Source organism: Achromobacter sp. NPDC008082 (assembly GCF_042957345.1).
GTDB classification, from domain to species: domain Bacteria; phylum Pseudomonadota; class Gammaproteobacteria; order Burkholderiales; family Burkholderiaceae_B; genus Achromobacter; species Achromobacter kerstersii_A.
Genome location: NZ_JBIBIB010000005.1, coordinates 174,601 through 193,171, shown reverse-complemented (window position 1 = coordinate 193,171; position 18,571 = coordinate 174,601). Strand labels below are relative to the sequence as shown.

Sequence of the window (18,571 nt, the reverse complement as noted above, 5' to 3'; positions counted from 1 at the left end):
CGCCCAGCCAGTGTCAATTATGGTTGCGCGGGCGATTCCTCGAACAAAGACCGAATTCGTTCCGCAGCCGCACCAAGCAATTTGTCATTTTCTGCAAGAAGTTCGGCCTGCACTGCCCGCATTGCGGCCACATCCGATTTCATACCTAGCTCAGACCGAAGCGCCACAGCACACGTCAAGCTCAGTTCTGCGAGCAAAGGCATCTTTTCACGAAAGTGCTGAAATGACTGGAGCATCGCGGCGTTGAGCTTTGCCGCAGCATCCTTCTGCCTCTGGTTCATGCTGGAAAAGTACAGCGTCGAAGCCTCAAAGATGCGCTCAACCCGCATGACATCCTCGGCCCGATATCCGTTCTCGCCATGGGCCTTGCGCTGCTCTGCATTTGCCGCCTCGAGCTCGCGATTCGCTACATTGACCTGCTCCCGCGCATGCTTGAGAGCTAAGTACTCGAATTCAATCGGACCACGCATCAAACTTAGTTCAGACTGCAGTGTGGAAATCGCTAGCTGATACCTGCCAATCACAGCCCAAGTTTCGAGTGACCCGATTGCGGAAGCGGCACCCATTTTCATGATCGCGTTCGCAATTTCGCGGCTCAGCTTTATTGGATCAACGTCAGCCCGGCACAACTCCGGCAAGAGCATTAACGCGTGACCACCCGCCTCCAACGCCGGCAGTATGACATCGCGCTTCACGACGTATTGCCGGTCGCGCTCCCTTTCTGTTGAATCGTGGGCTAGCTGCGCCCGCTGCATCTTCCTAGAGTGGGAGTTGCTAAGCCTATTCGATAGCGTGGTCAACAACCAAACAAGTAGTCCCCCCACAGCTGTCCAAAACATGCTTGGAAAAAGGTCAATAATTTCCTTGATAAGCAAACTCAACTCGTCCATATGATCTCCTTGAGATGCGGCGATCATAATTCGAACCGTCCAAAATCACTGACCTTACGCTGCGCTCGAGCGACAGCCACAAGCCCGGACGATGTTCATACGCGGCACGGCTTCAGATGTGTGCCCAGGTGCGGTGGGCCAGAATATCTTTAATGGCTCCCGCCGAGACGCCGTATTGGCGCGCAAGTATCGCCGGCTCGCCTCGACGGCCAGTCGACGTCGCGCGGATCTCTTTCACCTGACCTTCGGTCAACTTCGCCTGACCATTGGCTTCGCCCTTGGCATCCGACAGTCCAGATGCGTAGGCATGCACCTTATTTCCAGAGGAAGTGACCCATTCGAGGTTCCTAAAGTGCGGGTTTGCCTTGTTTCCGTCGATGTGATTCACCTCGGCGCCCACGAATGGCACGGGCCCAAGGAATGCACGCGCAACCAGGATATGGACCGACTTCGTTTGTTTTTCCCCGTTTCGACAGAGGTCAACTGTGAGATAGGCCCGAGTTCTACTGCGTCGGCAAAGCCTCAGGAACGACCCTGCTCTTGCGCACGTTCTCGATGTCAAGCGCTTAACTCGACCGTGGTCACTAATCGCATAATCAGGAAAATCGGGGATGGTGGCCCAGCGTTCTTCCATCATGCTGCTTTCAAAAGACAGGTTCCGCATGCGTGTGCAATAGATAGGTTGGATATGGTCGGTCAGGCATTCGCCGCGCGAACCATTTTTGAAAGATCGCTGTCAGGGCCGCCAGTGCCATAACGAGCGACGACGCCAATGAATTCACTTACGTCGTGCCCCACAATCCGCAGCTTCGGCCGCCCTTCCTTATCGAAGGCAGGCGCGCCGTAGGCGTCCTTGCTCTGCCCGATGTGGTACAGCTCATGCTCGACCAGCGCGCAGAAGTCCGCGTCGCTGCAGGTGGCGCAGTAATCCGCCGAAAGCGTGATCAGGAAAGCCGGCACGCGGCCGAACCATTCGATCATCTGCTGTTCTTGGCGCGCCTTCTGCCAGCCACCCGCGCGGAACATGACCTGTTCGGCTTGGCCAAACACCGCACGGCCTGCCTTTTCAAAGGAGCTCGGCGCCCATAGGAACGCCAGATCTGCGTCTACCAGATGGGCGTGATCGGCGTTGTAGAGGGCGCCACCTCTTGCAAAGATCGTTTGCTCAACCCACGCCAGCAGCTCGGGAGCGGGACAAAAACCACCACGGCCATCCGCGTGCGAGTCAGGCCGAGGGCGATCGTTTTTGGTTGAAGCCATCTATTCCGCCACTTGCTCGCGCACGCCGAACGTTGTTGCCCAGAACAATAACTTGCCGGAATCAGCGGGCCGGAATACAAGTACTGTCATCCGGCCAACCCCGGCCACTTTCAGTCCCGTCACACCAGCCCAGCAAGGATGCCCTGTGAAAGACATTGACCTTGCTGCATTGCAGATTGCGTGCCGCAACTTGGCGAGAGGAGCCCTATGGTCAGAACAGGGCACACCTGAGATCGCCGTGGCGGAGCTTGCGGGCGCATTCATGCGAATTGCTTCCGCGCAGGCCGCCGACGTGATCGAATTTGGCCGAGATCCCAACATAACTACGCGCGCGATTAGATATCTGACCTATACGCATGTCGCTCCGATTGGAATCGATACCAAATGGTGGTTCACCGAGATGCTTACTTGCCTTCTCGAACTGGCCGTTCCATCGATGATCCAGGCTCCCGAATCCAGTGCGTTCCTAATCGATGTGCAAGAAGGGATCGCTCAATCGATGGACCCGGGCGCGGGCTAGAGGCCCTGACCTAAAACAGTCCAGCCGGAGCGGCGGCCACATCCCAACTGAAGATCAGGATCTCGCCCCGCTCCACGCCACGTCCACCGCCCACCGTGTAGCGAATGTCAGTCGCTTCGATGTGGAAACCATCGAATGCGCGGCGGATATCCGGGTGGTCGTTCAGGCTGACAATGGCGCGGCCCTGCAGCTTGCGCATGCGCGCCGCCATGTCTTCGTATTGTTCGAATCCAAACTGCACGCCGTAGCCCTCAGTCGCCCAATACGGCGGGTCCATATAAAAGAGCGTATGGGGCCGGTCGTACATCTCCAGGCACTTTTGCCAGGGCACGTTTTCGATGTAGGCCCCGGCCAGGCGCAGATGCGCCATCGACAGATTCTCTTCCAGCCGCAGCAGATTCAGGCCCGGCGGTGTCGTCGTTGCGGTACCGAAGGTCTGGCCGTCCACCTTGCCGCCGAATGCGTTCTGCTGCAGGTAGAAGAAGCGCGCAGCGCGCTGGATATCGGTGAGCGTCTCCGGCCTGGTCATCTGCAGCCACTTGAACACGTCGCGGCTGGTCAGCGCCCATTTGAACTGCCGGACGAACTCTTCAAGGTGGTGCTGTACCACGCGATAGAGGTTCACCAGCTCGCCGTTGACGTCGTTCAGCACTTCCACCTTCGCCGGCGTCGGCCGCAGGAAGAAAAGCGCCGCGCCGCCCGCGAAGGGCTCAACGTAGCACTCATGCGCGGGGAAAAACGGAAAAATGCGATCGGCCAGGCGACGCTTGCCGCCCAGCCATGGAATGATTGGGGATGCCATTGGTTCGTGAGGATGTGTTACCGTTGCCCCCGCCTGTACAGGTGGGACGGCCTCGGGTCGCTCACGGTCCTAGTCCGTGGGTCGGCTGTCGGTCGAGCAGTTACAGCTGCTCGGCCGTCGCCGTCTTCTTAATACGTTGCTGAATCAATCAACCGCCAGCGATGAAGCGCGACATGATTGAAGCTCTCTGGACCTTGAAGTTTGGCCGGTATGGCGTCCAAGAAGGCGCCGGTGTCATGGTGCTCGATGCCGGCCGAATCTATGGCGGTGACAGCGGCTTTTCATTCGTTGGCACCTACACCATCCAAGACGAAAAGCTAACTGCGAAGGTGCACGTCAAACGTCACTCGGCGTACACAGTCAATATTTTTGGGATCGACGAATTCGACCTCGTCATTTCAGGTGTCGCAGAGTCGACACAGTTGCGGCTACTTGGTGAAGTCGCCGGTCAGCCGGGCGCCGTGGTTCAGATCCTAGCAACGCGCGACTCTGAATTACCGTAAGGTCCAAACGCAAAACGCCCCGGGTTTTGGCCGGGGCGTTTCTCTAGGGCGTACTTGCTACGAGTATGGCTAAATTTTGACTTTTTTGTCCGGCCACGTCAAGTGGTGTAGCGCGAACACCCGGCGTCACAGTCAAGTTATCTGTCAGAATTTAATATTCCACTACTCATTTATTGTGTAGGCTAGATCGCTGAATTCCGTATTTGCGTGACCTTGTTGCCCGATAGAACCCCTTTTTTGACACCGGTTCGCCGATATCAATGTATGGAGAAGTCGTCATCATGAAGCTCACCCGCAGTGCGAATGCCACCTCGTCAGTCCTGTATCCCCCTAGCAAGCCGCTGAAGAGTGGACGCTTAGCGTCAGTCGCATTGGCGACATTGTTTCTTGCTACCTCGACCTCGGCTTGGACACAACAGGCACCCAAACCAGCTGAAGATGCGACCAAACAGGCGAACACCGCGCTGCTGAAAGAACTTCCATTTTCAGACAAGACGTCTTTCGAGCTTGCCCATAAGGGTTTCATCGCCCCGCTGCCCGATGCAATGATCAAGGGCGAGAAAGGCAATCTAGTATGGGACCCCACCAAATACAACTTCATCAAAGAAGGCTCGGACGCCCCGGACACGGTCAATCCGAGTCTGTGGCGGCAATCGCAGCTTTTGAATATCTCGGGCCTGTTCCAGGTCACGGATGGCATCTACCAGGTCCGCAACCTGGATCTGTCCAACATGACGATCGTGGAAGGCAAGGAAGGCCTGACGATCATGGACCCGCTGATTTCGACCGAAACCGCCAAGGCGGCGCTGGATCTTTATTATCAGCATCGGCCAAAGAAGCCGGTGGTGGCGGTCATCTATACCCATAGCCATGTGGATCACTACGGCGGCGTGCGCGGCGTGGTGGACGAGGCGGACGTCAAGGCCGGCAAGGTCAAGATCTATGCGCCCCTGGGCTTTCTTGAACACGCCGTAGCCGAAAACGTCATGGCGGGCACGGCAATGAGCCGGCGCGCCAGCTACATGTACGGGAACCTGCTGCCGCCCAGCCCGACGGGCCAGGTGGGCGCGGGCCTGGGCACCACCACGTCCGCCGGCACCGTCACCTTGATCGCGCCGACGGACATCATTGAAAAGACTGGTGAAACGCGCACCATCGACGGCCTGACGTATCAGTTCCTGTACGCGCCGGGCAGCGAGGCCCCCGCGGAAATGCTGTACTACATCAAGGAAAAGAAGGCGCTGAATACGGCGGAGGACTCCACCCATACCCTGCACAACACGTACTCCTTACGCGGCGCCAAGATCCGTGACCCTCTGGCCTGGTCGAAGTATCTCAACGAGGCCCTGGCCCTTTGGGGCGATGATGTGGAAGTCATGTACGCCATGCATCACTGGCCGGTGTGGGGCAAGAAGGAGGTCCAGGAACAGATCGGCATGCAGCGCGACATGTACCGGTACATCAACGACGAGACGTTGCGGCTGGCCAACATGGGCTACAACAAAGAGGAAATTGCCGAGCAGGTGAAGCTGCCGAAGGCCATCGCCGACAAGTTCTCGAACCGGGGCTATTACGGTTCTTTGAATCACAACGTGCGTGCCACGTATGTGCTTTATCTAGGCTGGTTCAACGGCAACCCCGCCACCCTGCATACGCTGCCTATCGAGCAAGGGGCAAAGCGTTATGTCGACATGATGGGTGGAACGGACGCCTTGCTGAAGAAGGCGCGTGAGTATTACGCCAAGGGGGATTACCGCTGGGTGGCCGAGGTGGTCAATTACGCCGTCTTTGCCGACCCGAAGAACCAGGCCGCGCGCGACCTTCAGGCCGACGCGCTAGAACAGATGGGCTATCAGGCCGAAAGCGGCCCATGGCGCAATTTTTATCTGACGGGCGCCAAGGAGCTTCGTGAAGGCGTGAAGAAGCTGCCCGTGCCCGACACCGCCAGCCCCGACACGGTCCGCGCCATGACGCTGGACATGCTCTTCGACTATTTCGCCGTCCGTTTGAATCGCGAAAAGGCCGCGGGCAAGCATGTCGTCCTGAATGTGGATTTCACCGACACCAAGCAGCAGTACACGCTTGAGATGGTGAACAGCGTGCTCAATCACACCGAGGGCAAGCCGGCAAAGGAGCCGAGCGCCAGCGTATCGCTCACGCGGAATACCTTAAACGACATCATGTTGAAGCAGACGACGTTGAAGGACGCCATGGCCAAGGGCGATGTCAAGATCACCGGAGATCAGTCAAAGCTGAACGATGTGTTCGGCTCGCTGGACGACTTTGAGTTCTGGTTCAACATCGTGACGCCGTAGGGCTGGCATATCAGGTAAAAAGAACGAGGCCGACGCGGATGTGCGTCGGCCTCGTCGCTTTTGCGCCTTCCCGCTCGCCACAGCCCGATCCGGGCCCATAGCAGCCGCCCAGCAGTACGCAGGAATTCAGGTAGCGAGAACTGCGACAGCGCTGGCCACAATGCCGGCATCGGCCATCACCACTTCCAGCCGGCCCATGGCCGTCTCTCGTTCTGGCTCAATCAATTGGCGATAGGCCTGCAAAACGTCATGCAACGTCGATTTCGGCACATCGAAGCGATCCGACAGATCGCGAATCCTAGGCCGGCCTCGCAGCATCCGACACACCAGCATATCGGTCACGAGGCGCTCCCTCCCCTCGCCCACCGGGTTCAACCACTCCGAGACGGCTCGGGCACTCTCGGCACCTTCCAGGCCCGTCGCATGTTGGGCGCGCAGCAGATGGAAGCCGATGCTGTTGCCCAGCGTGCGCTCCACCAGCTTGACGATGAACACTGCCTGCGCGTGCCACTCATGCGGGGTCAGGCCCGACAACACCTTGCGCTCGTACTCGACGTCGAAGCGCTCCTGCAGGGCTTCGCAGATCAACTGCGTTGGATTCTTCGGCTCGATGGGCATGGCCAGCATCAGATAGGCCACGGCGATCGCGTGTTCAGCGCACGCAAAGGTCCCTGCTTCACGCCGCATTTTTCTTCACTCCTTGCGCGGGTTCCATGTCCAGCACGGTCAGCACCACGGCCACGCCCGGCACCAGGCCGTAGATCTTGCGCTTGCTGGCCTGGACCACCTGGGCGTCATCGCGGTATGCGACGCCGTTGCATCCGTCCTTGATGGCTTTCTCGACGTTGTCGGCGTCAGGCTTCACGGTCGGCGCGATCTCGCCAGCGGCCGCGCGACGCTGCCGCACGCCGGACCAGGATTGCGGGATCGGCAGGACAATGTCCAGGTCCATGCGTATAGGCCCCGTATAGGCTTCGCGCCCGGCCATGGCCTGGGCCGCGACCAGCTTGACCAAGCTTTCATAGGCCACTGTCGCCTCTGGCGTGTAGTGGCGCGTGAAAACGCGGGAGGCGCCTGTCTTGGCGTCACGACCTATACGCGAGCTGGATTTCGCGCGGCCTTTTCCTCGCGGTACGCCGGGCACGGTGAAAGTGATTTGTTGCGGCATCATGCTCCCTCGCTACGCACGTCGCGCAGCCATTCGATACGCGCGGCGGTCTTGGCCGCAGGCGCTGGTTTGTGGTCCCGGCATTCGCGCGGGTATTGCGGGCTGACGAAGGTGCCCGGGCGGTCGGTCATGGCGGCACAGCGGCCGAGGCCCAGCTGGGCATACTTCGGGGCTTCCCGCAGGGTGAACAGGACGCAGCTGACGCACTGGACGGTGCCGGTCATATGTGCACCCCAAGGTCCGCACGGGCGCGGGCTTTGTCGGTTTCGCTCAGGTCAGCAGCGTCTATCACCCTGGCCTTGAACGAGGGGAACGGTTCGCCTTGCTCCTGCACGATGCCCAGTTCGGCGCCCTTCGCTTCCAGGCCTGAGGCAGTGGTAAGCCACGCCAGCGGGTCGGACTTCGAAACAGCCGGGCGTGTGCCATTGACGGCGCTGGTGGCCTGGGGCGGGTTCAGCACCTTGACGACGAAGATGTCCAGGAAGCCAGGCGTAATCGGGCCGGCGTCGCCGGAGGCTTCGCGGTCCAGCACGGCCAGGTCATAGGCTTCGGCCAGCTGCAGGCCGGTGACGCCGGCTTTGATCCAGGCCGCGATTCGCGGGTCATTGCTCTGCGTACCGCGGGGCTGCTTGCCCCGGGCCTGCTCCCTGCGACGCAGCCAGACAGCAACCGCCATGGCCAGTTCTTCCTCCGTCTTCTCGCCGTCGAGCGGCGGCGGCGCAGGGCCGTCGTCATGCGCGGGCATGTGCGCGAGAGACGCCGCCGCTGCTTCTTCTTTTTTATATGTCCCTGTCCCTGTCCCTGTCTTAGCCGTGACACCCGCGTGACTTTCTTCGTGACTTCCTATTGATGTCACAGTGACACCTTTGTGACCCGCCGTGACGGTTAGAGTGATCCCGCGTGACGCCGCCACCTCGCGCAGATGTGACGTCGTCGTGCCCTTCGCGGGCAGAATTACCCCGATTTCACGCAGCGCCGCAAACAACAGCTTTCGGTCTTCCCGCTCTTCACGCTTGCGGTCGTTGTCGCCTTCCTTCGCGGCCAGATGCTCCTCACGCCGGCGCATGGCCTCGATGGCCTTCTCGGCGATGACGGGGTGATACAGGCGACCGTCGCTACATTTCACGAAGCCGCGGAGCGCCATGTCCCTAACCTTGCGCCACGCCGACAAATCCTTACCCGCCAGATGCGCCAAGATGCGGTCGTCATCCGGCAACGACGCGGCCGGCTCCTGATTCCAGCTCTTGCACCACAAGCGCAAGGCCGTTTTGAGCTCCTCCCCCGTCGAGAGCGCCATCATGTCGCTATCAAGCAAACGCTCGGTATCCAGAGGCATGAACGGTAGGCCTCGGAGATTGCAGTCGGCTGGGGTGAACGGCTCTGGGCCGCCTTGATGTTTCGTCATCATTGCCGTCCAATGGCCCAGTCGAGCAACCGAAGCGCCGAATAGCCGTGCACATCATCCCCACCCACCTGACCCAATCCAGCCACCAATCCTTCGGGCTGCTGTACCCAGCGCACATGCTGCAAAAGCTGGGTTGGGAGGTGGAGCAGTTGCGGGCGCTTGAAGACCACCTCGACATCCGATGCGTGTACCAATCGATTAATTGCGCTCTGTCGGCCTGGCACATGACGGACTGGGTGTTCCAGTTCATGACCGAAGCGCAAAGAGAGAAGTACACGCCGCAATCGGCCGAGTCGCTCCTCTTCAAGATTGCCGCCGCTACGCCGGATACGTCGAAGTGGTTCAAGTTGCGCGGAGACCTTATGCAGGCTCAACTGAAAATTTTTCGCACACGTGCCCAACAGGCCTCGCCGGCTGTACGCATATGCCGGTACATCGCGGACGCGTCGAAGCACAGGTATCTGACCTCGAACCCCGATCCCAAGCTGCACGCGACGGTCATCAACTGGCAGCCAGAAGAAAGCGGGAAATGGACGCTGCCGCTCGTGATTGACCACGGGAAGGAATACCGCATGCCGCAGTTGATGGCTTCCGCACATCGCTTTTGGTCTAGGTATGTCAATTGGCAGACGCGAGCGTCCGAGAAGAAATAGCGTCTTCGATATCATTACAGCCCCCCGGCGACTGCCAACGCCGTGGCGATAGGTCGCACCCAAATTGGCGAGGCGGATAGCTGGAACGATTCGCCCGCGCGCGCCAGCAGAATGGTCTGGCCAATCACCTCGCCCATGGCCTTCGCCGCCTTTCGCGGCACGGCGTTGCCGATGCGCTCGCGGTGCGCGCTATCGGCGGTACCGTCCATCTGGAAAACTTCGCCGCGCTCTTCCGCCTCGGCGTAGTCATCCGGGTCGTACAGGCTCTGCAGGGCGGCCAGCTCCAGCGTGGTGAAGGGACGGTGCCAGGTGCCATCGAGCGACAGGATGCGGCACACCAGCTTGTCGTTGGCGGCCGGAAGTTCTGGAACATTTCTTGGAACATCACTATCAAGAAGTGTTCCACCACCAAATCCACCCTTTACCAGCGCCGGATCTGCCGGAACACAACGGGGATCGGCCACGGACCATGAGCCGTTGTCGTGGCAGGCCGACGCCGACACGGCACCGGCGTGCTGATCCCAGGCGGCTACTCCGTAATGCCCGGCCGTCAGATAATGATCGCCGCGTTGTCGAGCCAGACCCGGGCGCGGGTCAGAAACGGCAAAGGCGCCCTGCCCGGTCGTGCTGCCCGATATGACGGTTCGGCTGGCGCCTTCCCATTCCGTCACGCCGTACTTGCTGTGGCCGCCGCCGCCGCGAGGATCGGCAACGCATTGGCCCGTGCCATGCGCGCTGGTCACGGCGCGCGCCACCGCGTCGAATGGCACAATCCGAAACTCGTTGCTGTGCTTGGCCGGTCCGACATGGCGCGGATCAGCAACGCTGAAAACGCCCTGGCCTGGCGACTTCACGCCGATAACGGCGCCGGCGGTGTCCTCCATGCGCATTACGCCGTACTGACTGTATTGCGCGGCGCCGGCCGCTGGGCGCGGGTCCGCGACCGAGAATGCGCCATTGAGCGGGTAGCTCCGAGCGGCAACAACGCCCGCGGTGTCTCCCATGCTGCGCACGCCCAACGCGCCGCGGTGCATTTCCGGCACGATGAGGTAATCCCTCAGATGGCCACCCTCGATCGCCAACCGGTTCAAGCTGCGCCAGTCGCTGCCCGCCTCAACGAAGGCCAGCCTCACCCAGGTTTTCCAGCTCAGATTCGGAATGCGGTGCATCGGGCCGGCGCGCAGATCGCCCGGCAGGTGCATTCGGCCCAAGATCTCGCCGACGGCGCGCAACGGGCGTTTGGGCGGTTCGTAGATGAACGCCGGCACCTTGTCGGCGTGCCGCGCGATCAGCAGGAAGCGCTTGCGGCTTTGCGCCAGGCCGCCAATTTCACCGCAGTCGTGCGCGGTCTCGCGCACCACATAGCCATAGTGACGCAGCAGCTGGACGATTTGGTCCAGGAAGTGGCGCCCGCGAGTGGCGATACGGGGCACGTTCTCGAACAGAATTACCTCGGCGGGCTCGTCCTTCCAAGCTTCCAGCATCAGCCAAACGCCGCGCAACGTCAGGGCGTTGAGCGCCTGGTACTTGGCCGTAAGGCTCAAGCTCTGCGCAAGGAGACCCGAAAAGCCTTTGCAGGGCGCGGACAGGAACACGATATTCGGGCGGCGGCCGCCAGCTGCAGCGCGCAAGTCCGCGGGCAGCGCTTCGACCCAGTCGGCCGGCGGCTCATGCCCATGAAAGGCGACGTATTGGTCGCGGCTGAAGAGGTCGCGGACCGCGCAGCGCACACCCGTGAACCGGTAGAAGTCTTCGGCGCCGGCCGGGTCTACGTCCATTCCACCCAGGCAAACCATGCGGCCCTGCAGCCCCGGAATGGCGGGGGCCGCATCTTGCATCCCCGCTGCCCCACTGCCGGCGCCAGCGAACAAATGGAAGTGATTGATATCGGCCTGGATCATGACGGGTCCGCCTCTTTGGTAGGGATCTGCATGCCTGCGGCGGTCATCTGCCGCTCAACCGTCGCGCGTGCTTGGCGCAACGCCACGATTGATTCCGAAGTCTCGCGGTGCGCCTGGATCAGCTCGTCCTTCGTGGCCTGCCCGTCCAGCAGTGCCGCCAACGCGGCGCTGGCTTCAGCCTGCTCACGCAAGACGTTGGCCAACTGCGCGACACACAAGGTTTCGGCGCCTTCGGTTGCCAGCGTGCGCACCGCCAAGTTGAGCGGGCGCAAAAGATCGTCGACGCAATGCCGGCGCCGGTCGTGCGGCATGGCCGCCAGCACCGACGGCATGAAGTTGGCCGGCAAGAGGTTGCTGTCCTTGCTCTCATCGTCCAGCCACCGGGACACGCGGTCCGCATTGGCCTTCATACGGGCAAACGTGTCGCCGGTGGGCGGTTCAAAGCGGATGCCGGTCACCGCCGGACCATTCAGGCCTTCATGTGCCTTGACGATGGTGTCGACCATCGTTTCCCTGGACCAGTCGAGGGACTTGCGCCAAGCTGATGTGTGATCGCGCAGAATGGCAATCAAAGTTTTGTGCGATTCATGTCGCATGCGTCAAATACTCCGGACAGTTACATTTCCACCAAACGAGCAAACCGAGGGATGCAAGATGGGAATCAAGATGGAAGACGGCGCAGCCCAAACCACGTTGGCGCTGCTGAAATTGGCCAAGGAAATCGCTGATGCGGTGGTGGGCGATGGTGATCAGGCGACAGTGCGGGCGGTCTTCGATCGGCTGTGCCTGGAGACGGACTGCCGAGCGGATACGGAGCCCGTGCGCGGATGCAATGGCCTGGTCCATTAGGGGACGAAAACCAATCAACCGCGCGGCTGCGCATCAGCTGCGGGTTCCAGGGCGCCGTGCGCCAGAATTTCGCGCGCTTCTTCCCAGTCGAATTTGTCATTCAACTGCTCGACCGTCGCCGCGCCCTTCGCCATCTTTACGATGCGTGGGCATCGCTCCGAAGGCACAAGCCCGTTTCGAATCCACTCGTACACAGATGCCCGATTTATCTCGAATTCACGCGCGACACGGACTGCGCCTCCAGCCGCTTTGATCCCGGCCTTAACTCGGTCCGAGGCAATGGTGTCTTCCATGGCGTTCCTTATGTTAGGTTATGCACAACATTCTAAGTTAGGCAATACACAACAAGCAAGTGTTAGGCTTTGCCCTATGTCCCTTGGTGAACGCATCCGTGCAAGACGTACCGCCAAACGCCTGACTCTTCAGCAGGTGGGGGATACGTTCGGCATTAACAGGGCGTCTGTTTCCGATTGGGAAAACAACAAGACAAGGCCGGATCTAGATCGGCTGGTTGAATTGGCGCGCACCCTGGGCACCACAACCGACTTCCTTCTTACCGGGCGCCAGAGCGACACCGCAGCGCCTGATTGGCCGTTTACCGATATCGACCCGTCACGTTGGGCCTTGTTGCCGGAACGCGTGAAAGGGAAAATTGAGGGGCGTGTCCTCGCGCAGATCGAGGAATGGGAAGAATCGAGTATTAAAAGCTCGCCGCCAAAGGCCGCCTAGTACGCCCAAGATTTACTACCGCGGAAATGTTGTCCATGGGGTTCCGTTCGGGAAAAAATTTCCCAGCGATGCAACAAACCACTACTACTTAGACAAATGATTACGCTCTGGCCCCTACCTGTCATTGCGATCAGCCTGTCCACGCTATGCGTTCCGGCGTTCGCTCAACATGCCGTATCGCCCACGGAAGCAGTCAGTTCAGCTCGTTAATGACACAAGCTACCGAGCAATTCAAGTTGTCTGGGTTGTCGGTTCCTAGCCTCTAGCGTCCTCAACACCTGCATTCAAGGCCACCTCATGGGTGGCTTTTTTTGTTGGCCAATCAACTCACTTCACAAAAATACTAGGGTAAACCCCTATATTTTGTGTTGTGTATAGCTTGACATTTAGTTGTGATTTGCCTAACAATGTATGTAAGGCAACACACAACAAAAGGCCAAGTCATGACCCCGCATGTTCTTGACGATGCAACCCGCACCGCGGCGCACGGTCACTTCCCCCGCGAAGCGTCCGTAGGCCCCTCGCAGATGAACGACGCCGACATCTTGAGCGTCCTCTTCGACCTCTTCGCCGGTCGCACCGCCGCCGCCTTCGGCGAGGGCCTGGACTGGTGGAACGAAACGCTGCAGTGCGACCTGGCTCCTAAGGCTGCCGCCGGCGTCGCGCTCTCGGCTTTAAGCAAGTGGCAGTTCGACCAGCGCGCCGGCGCACCTGGAGTGAAGGCCCTGCAGGACGAGCTGCTGAAGCGCGCGCGCATGCTGATTGAGCGATCACCGCGGGACACCGGGGAGGTCGCCTGATGCTCGGCTTCCTCATCGTCGGCGTGCTGGTCTTCTGCGCCGAAGTCCGCGACCTCATCGCCCGCCGCCAGAGCCGCCGCAAATGATCGGCGCCCTCTTCCTGATCCTGGTTGTCTACGCCATGGCCCGCGCCATCGACGCGTTCGCAGCTTATCGCCGTCGCACCGACCCCTGGAGGGCACAAGCATGACCATTACCGTCCTCGGCGTGGACCCGCGCAGCCGGAGCAAGACCAAGCTGCAGCCGCCCGCTCCACTCCCCCATGTCTCGCGCCGCTCCCTGGCGCGCGTGCGCGATCGCATCGAGCCGCCGGAGGCCTGCCACTGCTGCGGTGGGCCGGTGAAGCTGACCAACAACAGCGAAATCTACAACGGCCACTCCTTCGGCGACTGGCCCTTCGTGTATCGCTGCACGCAATGCCAAGCCTACGTGGGGCTGCATCCGGACACGGATCTGCCGCTGGGCATCATGGCCGATCGCGCGACCGTCGCGGCGCGCAAGGACGCGAAGGCCTCCTTTCAACGGCTGACCGCGGCGCGGTTCGGCTACGACCGCAGCGCGGCTTACGCCTGGTTAGCGCAGGCGCTGGGCATCGCCAAGTCGATCTGCCACTTCGCCATATTCACCGAAGCCCAGGCCCACCGCGCGGGCGAAGTGTGCCGCCTCGAACTCGGGAACCGCCGCGTATGACTGCCACCACGCTCTGGGTCCTCCTGGCCTTACTGCCCGCCACTCACGACCGCCCGCCGGTCATGGTCATTGAGCGGTTCACAACCCAAGCCGAATGCCTCGACGTGCTGGCGGTTTTCCCGTTTGGCACCCGTACCGATTTCACCTGCATGCCCAGCCGGCAGATCCGCGCCGCCTCGCCCACCCTGGAGAACCACCCACGATGAACTCCCCAACCCTTCTTCCCGCAAGCGAGCTGATCCTGCACGACGCGCTGGATCACATCATGCGCACCGCCCGCGCCAGCTCAACGCAGACCCGTCGCCTGCGCTGGATAGCCAGCCGCGCCGAGGCCGCTCTACTGGGCCGCCCCTTCGTCGTATCCGAGCATGACCAACCCAAGATGGTCAGTGAAGCGGTGCTGCAGGCGAAGAATCACCAATTGCGCCTCGCCAATGCCCGGTTGCGCACCGCACTGGCGCAGGTTGCCGGTGGCGCCACGGGTCATTCGGACCGTGACACCGAACTGGCCCGGCTCGCCCAGGCCGCGCTTGACGCCGAGCAGGAGACCCGCGCATGAAGCCCACCCGCAAACTGGTCCGCGCCGACGGCACGGATACCGAATTGCACGGCCCGCACGCGCTGATCGACGTTCGCCAGATGCTCGGCGCCGACGACCTTGAAATCGTCAGCCTTGGGCATCGGCAACACGCCATGCTCGTTGACCAATCGGCCGCCGCCAAAGGCCTGCGCATCAATGCCACGGCGTCGCATCTTTACGCGTCATCTCGTGGCGAAGCTCGCCCGATCCATGGCGACGTCGTGATCGTGCCGGACACCGACTACGCGAGGGAAGCATGAGCGCCCGCCGCTTGCTCGCTATCTGGAGGCGCGCGCGGCGCGCCGGCACTGATCTCGATGCCGTCAGCTACCTCGCGGCCGTTGTCGGTGGTGTGGCTTTTCTTGCGGCCCTGACGGGCGCGCTTGGGCCGACTTTGGACGCCGGAGTGATCCACACGACCCCGGCACAACATCACGCCGCGCGCTGATGGGAGTCGTGCACATGGAACCCAAGACTTTCACCGTTCGCGCCTCCAGCTGGGGCCGCCTGTTCGACTGCGCCCACGCTTGGGAAGCCACGCACATCCTGGGCATGAAGAAGCCCTCAGGCATGCGTGCGCTGCTGGGCACTGCCGTCCACGCCGGTACCGCTGCATATGACCGCGCTCGCCTGGATGGCACGGAATGTTCGCCGGACGATGCCGCCGGTGTGCTGGTGGACGAACTGCATAACCCCGCCTTTGAGGTCGACCGTGCGGCGGACAAGCTGTCTATGCGCGACGCTGAACGCATAGCGCTGACGCTGCTGGTGCGCTACTGCGCCGACGTAGCGCCGCGCTTCCACTACATCGACGTGGAGACGCAGCTAGAGCCGCTGGCCATTGATTGCGGCAACGGCCTGACCGTGCGCCTGACCGGCACGATGGACCGCGCCCGCGTGGCCGAAGCCGAAGGCGGGATCGTAATTCCCGACGTCAAGACTGGCGCGCGGATCATCGCCGATGGCAAGGCGGTCACCCGCGGCCATGCCGCGCAGACCGGCACGTATCAGCTGATGTACGAGCACACGAAGAACGTCCGCACCGTCGGCGCCCAGATCATCGCCCTTTCCACCGGCGCAACGGCTGAGACCGCAGTCAGCCCGATCTTTGACGCCCGCCGCGTCATGGTCGGCGAAGACGACCGCCCGGGCTTGCTCCAGCACGCCGCCGCCATGTTTCGCACTGGCCTATTCCCCCCGAACCCCTCCAGCGTCCTTTGCAGCGAGAAGTATTGCGCGCGCTGGTCCACCTGCCTTTTCCATCAGTAGGAGCCCGCATGTCCTTGCACCCCGTCAGCCGCGACGTGTTCGTCCGACGTACCGACCCCAACGGCAAACGCCCGCCCGTCATCACTCAGCACCTTGCCTGGGACCCGGCCGAGTTTATGGCCAGCCAGATCAAGCAGTACGACACCGAGGCCAAGCCGGCCGAACGCCAGGCCATTTCCATTGCCACCGCCGCGGATTACCGCGCTCAACAGACCAAAGGACGCTGATCATGACGACCCAAACTGCAAACATCCAGGCGCTTCGCGCGCCCGCTGAGAGCAGTATGCCGCCGGTAGTAGCGGGATTCTTCGACTTGGCTGGCTTCGAATTGCTGCAACGCGTTGCGAAGGCATTTTCCTCGTCCACGCTGGTGCCCCAGCAGTACCAAAACAACGTCGCCAATTCCATGATCGCGCTGAACCTGGCGCGGCGCCTGCGGGCTGACGAGCTGATGGTCATGCAGAACCTGTACATCGTCCATGGCAACCCTGGCTGGTCTAGCAAGTTCCTCATTGCCAGCGTGAACACGTGCGGCCGCTTCGAGACTCTGCGCTACGAATGGCGTGGGAAGCCCGACGCCGACGACTACGGCTGCCGTGCCTGGACGATCGAGAAGTCAACCGGCGAGAAGCTCTACGGCACGTGGATCGACTGGAAGATGGTCAAGGCCGAGGGCTGGAACAAGAAGAGCGGGAGCAAGTGGCTCACGATGCCTGATCAGATGTTCATCTATCGGGCTGCCGCCTTCTGGCAACGCGCGTATGCGCCGGAGATCAGTATGGGCCTGGCCTCCCAAGAAGAGCTGGTCGATACGCTGGAAGCACGCACGGAGCCCGACGGCTCGATCAGCGTCAACGTGGATGAATTGCGCGGCACCCAACCCAAAGCCCCTACCACGAGCCGCCGTCAAACGACCAACGTCGCCGACGTGAATCCGGAAACTGGTGAAGTATTGGACGCCTCCCCCGCGAAGGCGCATGCCGACGCCGCCAGCCCGGCGCACGGCGGGGCAACTGCAGCTCCTGCTGCATCGGACCCCACGCACCACGCCGGCGCCCAAACCGACGCGCCGGCAGACAGCCCCAAGGACGACGACGTTCCGGAGGTTGACCCGGCCAAGGTCGAAGAGCGGCTGCGCGCCGCGAAGGATATAGAGGTCCTGGACGTCGCAGCAGACTTCATCCAAGACGTCTCTGACGAAGCCGAGCGCCAGCGCCTGACGCAGATCTATCAGCAGCTGCGCCTGTCCCTGACCAGCGCCCAGCAGCGCACTCCACGCCGCCGCGTGGCCGCGCCGGAATAAGGGAGCCGCCATGTTCAAGAACGCAAAAATCTACCGCATCACGTCCGCCGCGCCTTTCTGGAACCTTGATGAACTGAATGAAGCACTGGAGGCGCATGCGTATGTGCCCGCCGGCGAATTGCAGCGCCAGTCTATCGGGTGGGTACCGCCACGCGAGAGCGCCGAGCTGGCCCACGCGGTGAGCGGCAAGCTGCTGCTGACGCTGCGCGTTGAGGCCAAGTTGCTGCCGGGCAAGGCGATCGCCCAGGCGACCACCGCGCGTGCGCTGCAAATTGAACAGCAGCAGGGCTACAAGCCCGGCAAGAAGCAATTGAAGGAAATCCGCGAAGCGATCATCGACGAGAAACTGCCCACAGCCTTGACGCAGTACGACGATATTCGCCTGTGGATTGACACTATCGAACGCTGGCTGATCATCGACACCAGCACGCCCGCGAAGGCCGACATCGTCATCGGGCTGTTGGCCAAGTGCGTCGACCCGTTCCCGATCGAAAACCTGTACGTGACTCAATCTCCGGCGTCCGCCATGACCGGCTGGCTGGCCGCCGACGAGCCGCCGGCCAGTTTCAGCATCGACCAGGACGCCGAACTGCGTTCATCTGGTGAAAGCGGCGCGGCCATCCGCTACGTGAAGCACTCCATCGACGCCGACGACGTGCGGCGCCACATTCAGTCCGGCAAGCAATGCACGCGCCTGGCCATGACCTGGTCGGATCGGATCTCCTTCGAGCTGACCGAGGAACTGGATATCCGCAAAATCCGCCCGCTGGATTTGCTGAAAGAGAACCACCCCGCCCAAGACACGGATGCCGAGGTCTTCGATGCGGAGTTTCTCCTGATGGCCGGCGAGATCGTAAAGCTGCTCGCCGAGCTGGTCGATGCCCTTGGCGGCGAAAAACAGTTCCATGAGTCTGCCGCGACAGCAGCGTCTGGC

Annotated in this window: 25 protein-coding genes and 2 pseudogenes; 16 read left to right on the top strand and 11 right to left on the bottom strand. The window is 61.4% G+C overall.

Features of this window, described 5'->3' with window-relative positions:
* Positions 1-17: 17 nt before the first annotated feature.
* The 3 genes and pseudogenes from ACFZAI_RS20655 to ACFZAI_RS20645 all read right to left on the bottom strand — a co-directional run bounded on the left by ACFZAI_RS20655 (position 18) and on the right by ACFZAI_RS20645 (position 2,150).
* Complete coding sequence (locus tag ACFZAI_RS20655) at positions 18-890, bottom strand: hypothetical protein (RefSeq protein WP_391568679.1); 873 nt, start codon at positions 888-890, stop codon at positions 18-20.
* Positions 891-1,002: 112 nt separating this feature from the next.
* Entirely contained in the window at positions 1,003-1,527 is a 525-nt protein-coding gene (locus ACFZAI_RS20650) for an HNH endonuclease (RefSeq protein ID WP_391568678.1), read from the bottom strand.
* Positions 1,524-2,150 (bottom strand): annotated as a pseudogene (locus ACFZAI_RS20645) (putative metallopeptidase). The gene ACFZAI_RS20650 and the pseudogene ACFZAI_RS20645 overlap by 4 nt, the downstream one beginning before the upstream one ends.
* A gap of 145 nt (positions 2,151-2,295) precedes the next feature.
* Between ACFZAI_RS20645 and ACFZAI_RS20640 the strand changes: the two are divergent.
* Positions 2,296-2,670, top strand: a complete 375-nt coding sequence (locus ACFZAI_RS20640; protein WP_391568677.1) for a hypothetical protein — start codon at positions 2,296-2,298, stop codon at positions 2,668-2,670.
* 10 nt (positions 2,671-2,680) lie between these two features.
* Here the strand turns inward: ACFZAI_RS20640 and ACFZAI_RS20635 are convergent, their stop codons facing one another.
* Complete coding sequence (locus ACFZAI_RS20635; protein WP_391568676.1) at positions 2,681-3,472, bottom strand: DNA adenine methylase; 792 nt, start codon at positions 3,470-3,472, stop codon at positions 2,681-2,683.
* Positions 3,473-3,645: 173 nt separating this feature from the next.
* On the opposite strand from ACFZAI_RS20635, the gene ACFZAI_RS20630 reads away from it, so the two are divergent.
* Both ACFZAI_RS20630 and ACFZAI_RS20625 read left to right on the top strand, forming a co-directional pair.
* Entirely contained in the window at positions 3,646-3,975 is a 330-nt protein-coding gene (locus tag ACFZAI_RS20630; RefSeq protein WP_391568675.1) for a hypothetical protein, read from the top strand.
* A gap of 281 nt (positions 3,976-4,256) precedes the next feature.
* Positions 4,257-6,290 (top strand): alkyl/aryl-sulfatase, encoded by a 2,034-nt coding sequence (locus ACFZAI_RS20625; RefSeq protein ID WP_391568674.1) that lies wholly within the window; start codon positions 4,257-4,259, stop codon positions 6,288-6,290.
* A 126-nt stretch (positions 6,291-6,416) separates the two neighbouring features.
* Here the strand turns inward: ACFZAI_RS20625 and ACFZAI_RS20620 are convergent, their stop codons facing one another.
* Genes ACFZAI_RS20620 through ACFZAI_RS20605 form a run of 4 tightly spaced genes read right to left on the bottom strand, consistent with a single transcriptional unit; the run spans position 6,417 to position 8,794 of the window.
* Positions 6,417-6,977, bottom strand: a complete 561-nt coding sequence (locus ACFZAI_RS20620; RefSeq protein WP_391568673.1) for a hypothetical protein — start codon at positions 6,975-6,977, stop codon at positions 6,417-6,419.
* On the bottom strand, positions 6,967-7,458 hold the full coding sequence (locus tag ACFZAI_RS20615) for a RusA family crossover junction endodeoxyribonuclease (protein WP_391569176.1): 492 nt from the start codon (positions 7,456-7,458) through the stop codon (positions 6,967-6,969). Before ACFZAI_RS20615 ends, ACFZAI_RS20620 begins: the two co-directional genes overlap by 11 nt.
* Positions 7,458-7,682, bottom strand: coding sequence for a hypothetical protein (locus tag ACFZAI_RS20610; protein WP_391568672.1), 225 nt, complete (start codon positions 7,680-7,682; stop codon positions 7,458-7,460). The genes ACFZAI_RS20615 and ACFZAI_RS20610 overlap by 1 nt, the downstream gene beginning before the upstream one ends.
* Complete coding sequence (locus ACFZAI_RS20605) at positions 7,679-8,794, bottom strand: DUF1376 domain-containing protein (RefSeq protein ID WP_391568671.1); 1,116 nt, start codon at positions 8,792-8,794, stop codon at positions 7,679-7,681. The genes ACFZAI_RS20610 and ACFZAI_RS20605 overlap by 4 nt, the downstream gene beginning before the upstream one ends.
* A 116-nt stretch (positions 8,795-8,910) precedes the next feature.
* On the opposite strand from ACFZAI_RS20605, the gene ACFZAI_RS20600 reads away from it, so the two are divergent.
* Positions 8,911-9,516: a hypothetical protein gene (locus tag ACFZAI_RS20600; protein ID WP_391568670.1), complete on the top strand. Its 606-nt coding sequence runs from the start codon at positions 8,911-8,913 to the stop codon at positions 9,514-9,516.
* Between the two features lie 14 nt (positions 9,517-9,530).
* Here the strand turns inward: ACFZAI_RS20600 and ACFZAI_RS20595 are convergent, their stop codons facing one another.
* On the bottom strand, positions 9,531-11,417 hold the full coding sequence (locus ACFZAI_RS20595) for a DNA cytosine methyltransferase (protein WP_391568669.1): 1,887 nt from the start codon (positions 11,415-11,417) through the stop codon (positions 9,531-9,533).
* On the bottom strand, positions 11,414-11,923 hold the full coding sequence (locus tag ACFZAI_RS20590; protein WP_391568668.1) for a hypothetical protein: 510 nt from the start codon (positions 11,921-11,923) through the stop codon (positions 11,414-11,416). Before ACFZAI_RS20590 ends, ACFZAI_RS20595 begins: the two co-directional genes overlap by 4 nt.
* Positions 11,924-12,071: 148 nt before the next feature.
* Here ACFZAI_RS20590 and ACFZAI_RS20585 point away from each other — a divergent pair, with 148 nt between their 5' ends.
* Complete coding sequence (locus tag ACFZAI_RS20585; RefSeq protein ID WP_391568667.1) at positions 12,072-12,266, top strand: hypothetical protein; 195 nt, start codon at positions 12,072-12,074, stop codon at positions 12,264-12,266.
* Positions 12,267-12,280: 14 nt separating this feature from the next.
* Here ACFZAI_RS20585 and ACFZAI_RS20580 read toward each other — a convergent pair whose 3' ends face one another.
* Positions 12,281-12,559, bottom strand: a complete 279-nt coding sequence (locus ACFZAI_RS20580) for a YdaS family helix-turn-helix protein (RefSeq protein WP_391568666.1) — start codon at positions 12,557-12,559, stop codon at positions 12,281-12,283.
* 76 nt (positions 12,560-12,635) lie between these two features.
* On the opposite strand from ACFZAI_RS20580, the gene ACFZAI_RS20575 reads away from it, so the two are divergent.
* The 11 genes and pseudogenes from ACFZAI_RS20575 to ACFZAI_RS20525 form a co-directional block, all read left to right on the top strand.
* The gene (locus tag ACFZAI_RS20575; RefSeq protein ID WP_391568665.1) at positions 12,636-12,995 is read left to right on the top strand and encodes a helix-turn-helix domain-containing protein; all 360 of its coding nucleotides are present in this window, start codon (positions 12,636-12,638) and stop codon (positions 12,993-12,995) included.
* Between the two features lie 443 nt (positions 12,996-13,438).
* Entirely contained in the window at positions 13,439-13,795 is a 357-nt protein-coding gene (locus tag ACFZAI_RS20570) for a hypothetical protein (RefSeq protein WP_391568664.1), read from the top strand.
* A gap of 186 nt (positions 13,796-13,981) precedes the next feature.
* On the top strand, positions 13,982-14,485 hold the full coding sequence (locus tag ACFZAI_RS20565; RefSeq protein ID WP_391568663.1) for a zinc-finger-containing protein: 504 nt from the start codon (positions 13,982-13,984) through the stop codon (positions 14,483-14,485).
* Positions 14,482-14,691, top strand: coding sequence for a hypothetical protein (locus tag ACFZAI_RS20560; protein WP_391568662.1), 210 nt, complete (start codon positions 14,482-14,484; stop codon positions 14,689-14,691). The genes ACFZAI_RS20565 and ACFZAI_RS20560 overlap by 4 nt, the downstream gene beginning before the upstream one ends.
* Positions 14,688-15,044, top strand: a complete 357-nt coding sequence (locus ACFZAI_RS20555; RefSeq protein WP_391568661.1) for a hypothetical protein — start codon at positions 14,688-14,690, stop codon at positions 15,042-15,044. The genes ACFZAI_RS20560 and ACFZAI_RS20555 overlap by 4 nt, the downstream gene beginning before the upstream one ends.
* Positions 15,041-15,325 carry a hypothetical protein gene (locus ACFZAI_RS20550; RefSeq protein WP_391568660.1) on the top strand — a complete coding sequence of 95 codons (285 nt, stop codon included), beginning with the start codon at positions 15,041-15,043 and terminating at the stop codon, positions 15,323-15,325. The genes ACFZAI_RS20555 and ACFZAI_RS20550 overlap by 4 nt, the downstream gene beginning before the upstream one ends.
* Positions 15,322-15,513, top strand: coding sequence for a hypothetical protein (locus ACFZAI_RS20545; RefSeq protein ID WP_391568659.1), 192 nt, complete (start codon positions 15,322-15,324; stop codon positions 15,511-15,513). The genes ACFZAI_RS20550 and ACFZAI_RS20545 overlap by 4 nt, the downstream gene beginning before the upstream one ends.
* 14 nt (positions 15,514-15,527) lie before the next feature.
* Positions 15,528-16,334 (top strand): RecB family exonuclease, encoded by an 807-nt coding sequence (locus ACFZAI_RS20540; protein WP_391568658.1) that lies wholly within the window; start codon positions 15,528-15,530, stop codon positions 16,332-16,334.
* Positions 16,335-16,342: 8 nt separating this feature from the next.
* On the top strand, positions 16,343-16,561 hold the full coding sequence (locus ACFZAI_RS20535; RefSeq protein WP_391568657.1) for a hypothetical protein: 219 nt from the start codon (positions 16,343-16,345) through the stop codon (positions 16,559-16,561).
* Between the two features lie 2 nt (positions 16,562-16,563).
* Positions 16,564-17,637 carry a hypothetical protein gene (locus ACFZAI_RS20530; RefSeq protein ID WP_391568656.1) on the top strand — a complete coding sequence of 358 codons (1,074 nt, stop codon included), beginning with the start codon at positions 16,564-16,566 and terminating at the stop codon, positions 17,635-17,637.
* 10 nt (positions 17,638-17,647) lie between these two features.
* A pseudogene (locus tag ACFZAI_RS20525) lies at positions 17,648-18,553 on the top strand (recombination-associated protein RdgC); the annotation flags it as partial.
* Between the last annotated feature and the right edge of the window lie 18 nt (positions 18,554-18,571).

Coding starts and splice junctions, on each gene's coding strand:
- ACFZAI_RS20655 (WP_391568679.1), bottom strand. CDS start 890: ATGGACGAGTTGAGTTTGCTTATCAAGGAAATTATTGACCTTTTTCCA.
- ACFZAI_RS20650 (WP_391568678.1), bottom strand. CDS start 1,527: ATGATGGAAGAACGCTGGGCCACCATCCCCGATTTTCCTGATTATGCG.
- ACFZAI_RS20635 (WP_391568676.1), bottom strand. CDS start 3,472: ATGGCATCCCCAATCATTCCATGGCTGGGCGGCAAGCGTCGCCTGGCC.
- ACFZAI_RS20630 (WP_391568675.1), top strand. CDS start 3,646: ATGATTGAAGCTCTCTGGACCTTGAAGTTTGGCCGGTATGGCGTCCAA.
- ACFZAI_RS20625 (WP_391568674.1), top strand. CDS start 4,257: ATGAAGCTCACCCGCAGTGCGAATGCCACCTCGTCAGTCCTGTATCCC.
- ACFZAI_RS20620 (WP_391568673.1), bottom strand. CDS start 6,977: ATGCGGCGTGAAGCAGGGACCTTTGCGTGCGCTGAACACGCGATCGCC.
- ACFZAI_RS20615 (WP_391569176.1), bottom strand. CDS start 7,458: ATGCCGCAACAAATCACTTTCACCGTGCCCGGCGTACCGCGAGGAAAA.
- ACFZAI_RS20610 (WP_391568672.1), bottom strand. CDS start 7,682: ATGACCGGCACCGTCCAGTGCGTCAGCTGCGTCCTGTTCACCCTGCGG.
- ACFZAI_RS20605 (WP_391568671.1), bottom strand. CDS start 8,794: ATGCCTCTGGATACCGAGCGTTTGCTTGATAGCGACATGATGGCGCTC.
- ACFZAI_RS20595 (WP_391568669.1), bottom strand. CDS start 11,417: ATGATCCAGGCCGATATCAATCACTTCCATTTGTTCGCTGGCGCCGGC.
- ACFZAI_RS20590 (WP_391568668.1), bottom strand. CDS start 11,923: ATGGTCGACACCATCGTCAAGGCACATGAAGGCCTGAATGGTCCGGCG.
- ACFZAI_RS20585 (WP_391568667.1), top strand. CDS start 12,072: ATGGGAATCAAGATGGAAGACGGCGCAGCCCAAACCACGTTGGCGCTG.
- ACFZAI_RS20580 (WP_391568666.1), bottom strand. CDS start 12,559: ATGGAAGACACCATTGCCTCGGACCGAGTTAAGGCCGGGATCAAAGCG.
- ACFZAI_RS20575 (WP_391568665.1), top strand. CDS start 12,636: ATGTCCCTTGGTGAACGCATCCGTGCAAGACGTACCGCCAAACGCCTG.
- ACFZAI_RS20570 (WP_391568664.1), top strand. CDS start 13,439: ATGACCCCGCATGTTCTTGACGATGCAACCCGCACCGCGGCGCACGGT.
- ACFZAI_RS20565 (WP_391568663.1), top strand. CDS start 13,982: ATGACCATTACCGTCCTCGGCGTGGACCCGCGCAGCCGGAGCAAGACC.
- ACFZAI_RS20560 (WP_391568662.1), top strand. CDS start 14,482: ATGACTGCCACCACGCTCTGGGTCCTCCTGGCCTTACTGCCCGCCACT.
- ACFZAI_RS20555 (WP_391568661.1), top strand. CDS start 14,688: ATGAACTCCCCAACCCTTCTTCCCGCAAGCGAGCTGATCCTGCACGAC.
- ACFZAI_RS20550 (WP_391568660.1), top strand. CDS start 15,041: ATGAAGCCCACCCGCAAACTGGTCCGCGCCGACGGCACGGATACCGAA.
- ACFZAI_RS20545 (WP_391568659.1), top strand. CDS start 15,322: ATGAGCGCCCGCCGCTTGCTCGCTATCTGGAGGCGCGCGCGGCGCGCC.
- ACFZAI_RS20540 (WP_391568658.1), top strand. CDS start 15,528: ATGGAACCCAAGACTTTCACCGTTCGCGCCTCCAGCTGGGGCCGCCTG.
- ACFZAI_RS20535 (WP_391568657.1), top strand. CDS start 16,343: ATGTCCTTGCACCCCGTCAGCCGCGACGTGTTCGTCCGACGTACCGAC.
- ACFZAI_RS20530 (WP_391568656.1), top strand. CDS start 16,564: ATGACGACCCAAACTGCAAACATCCAGGCGCTTCGCGCGCCCGCTGAG.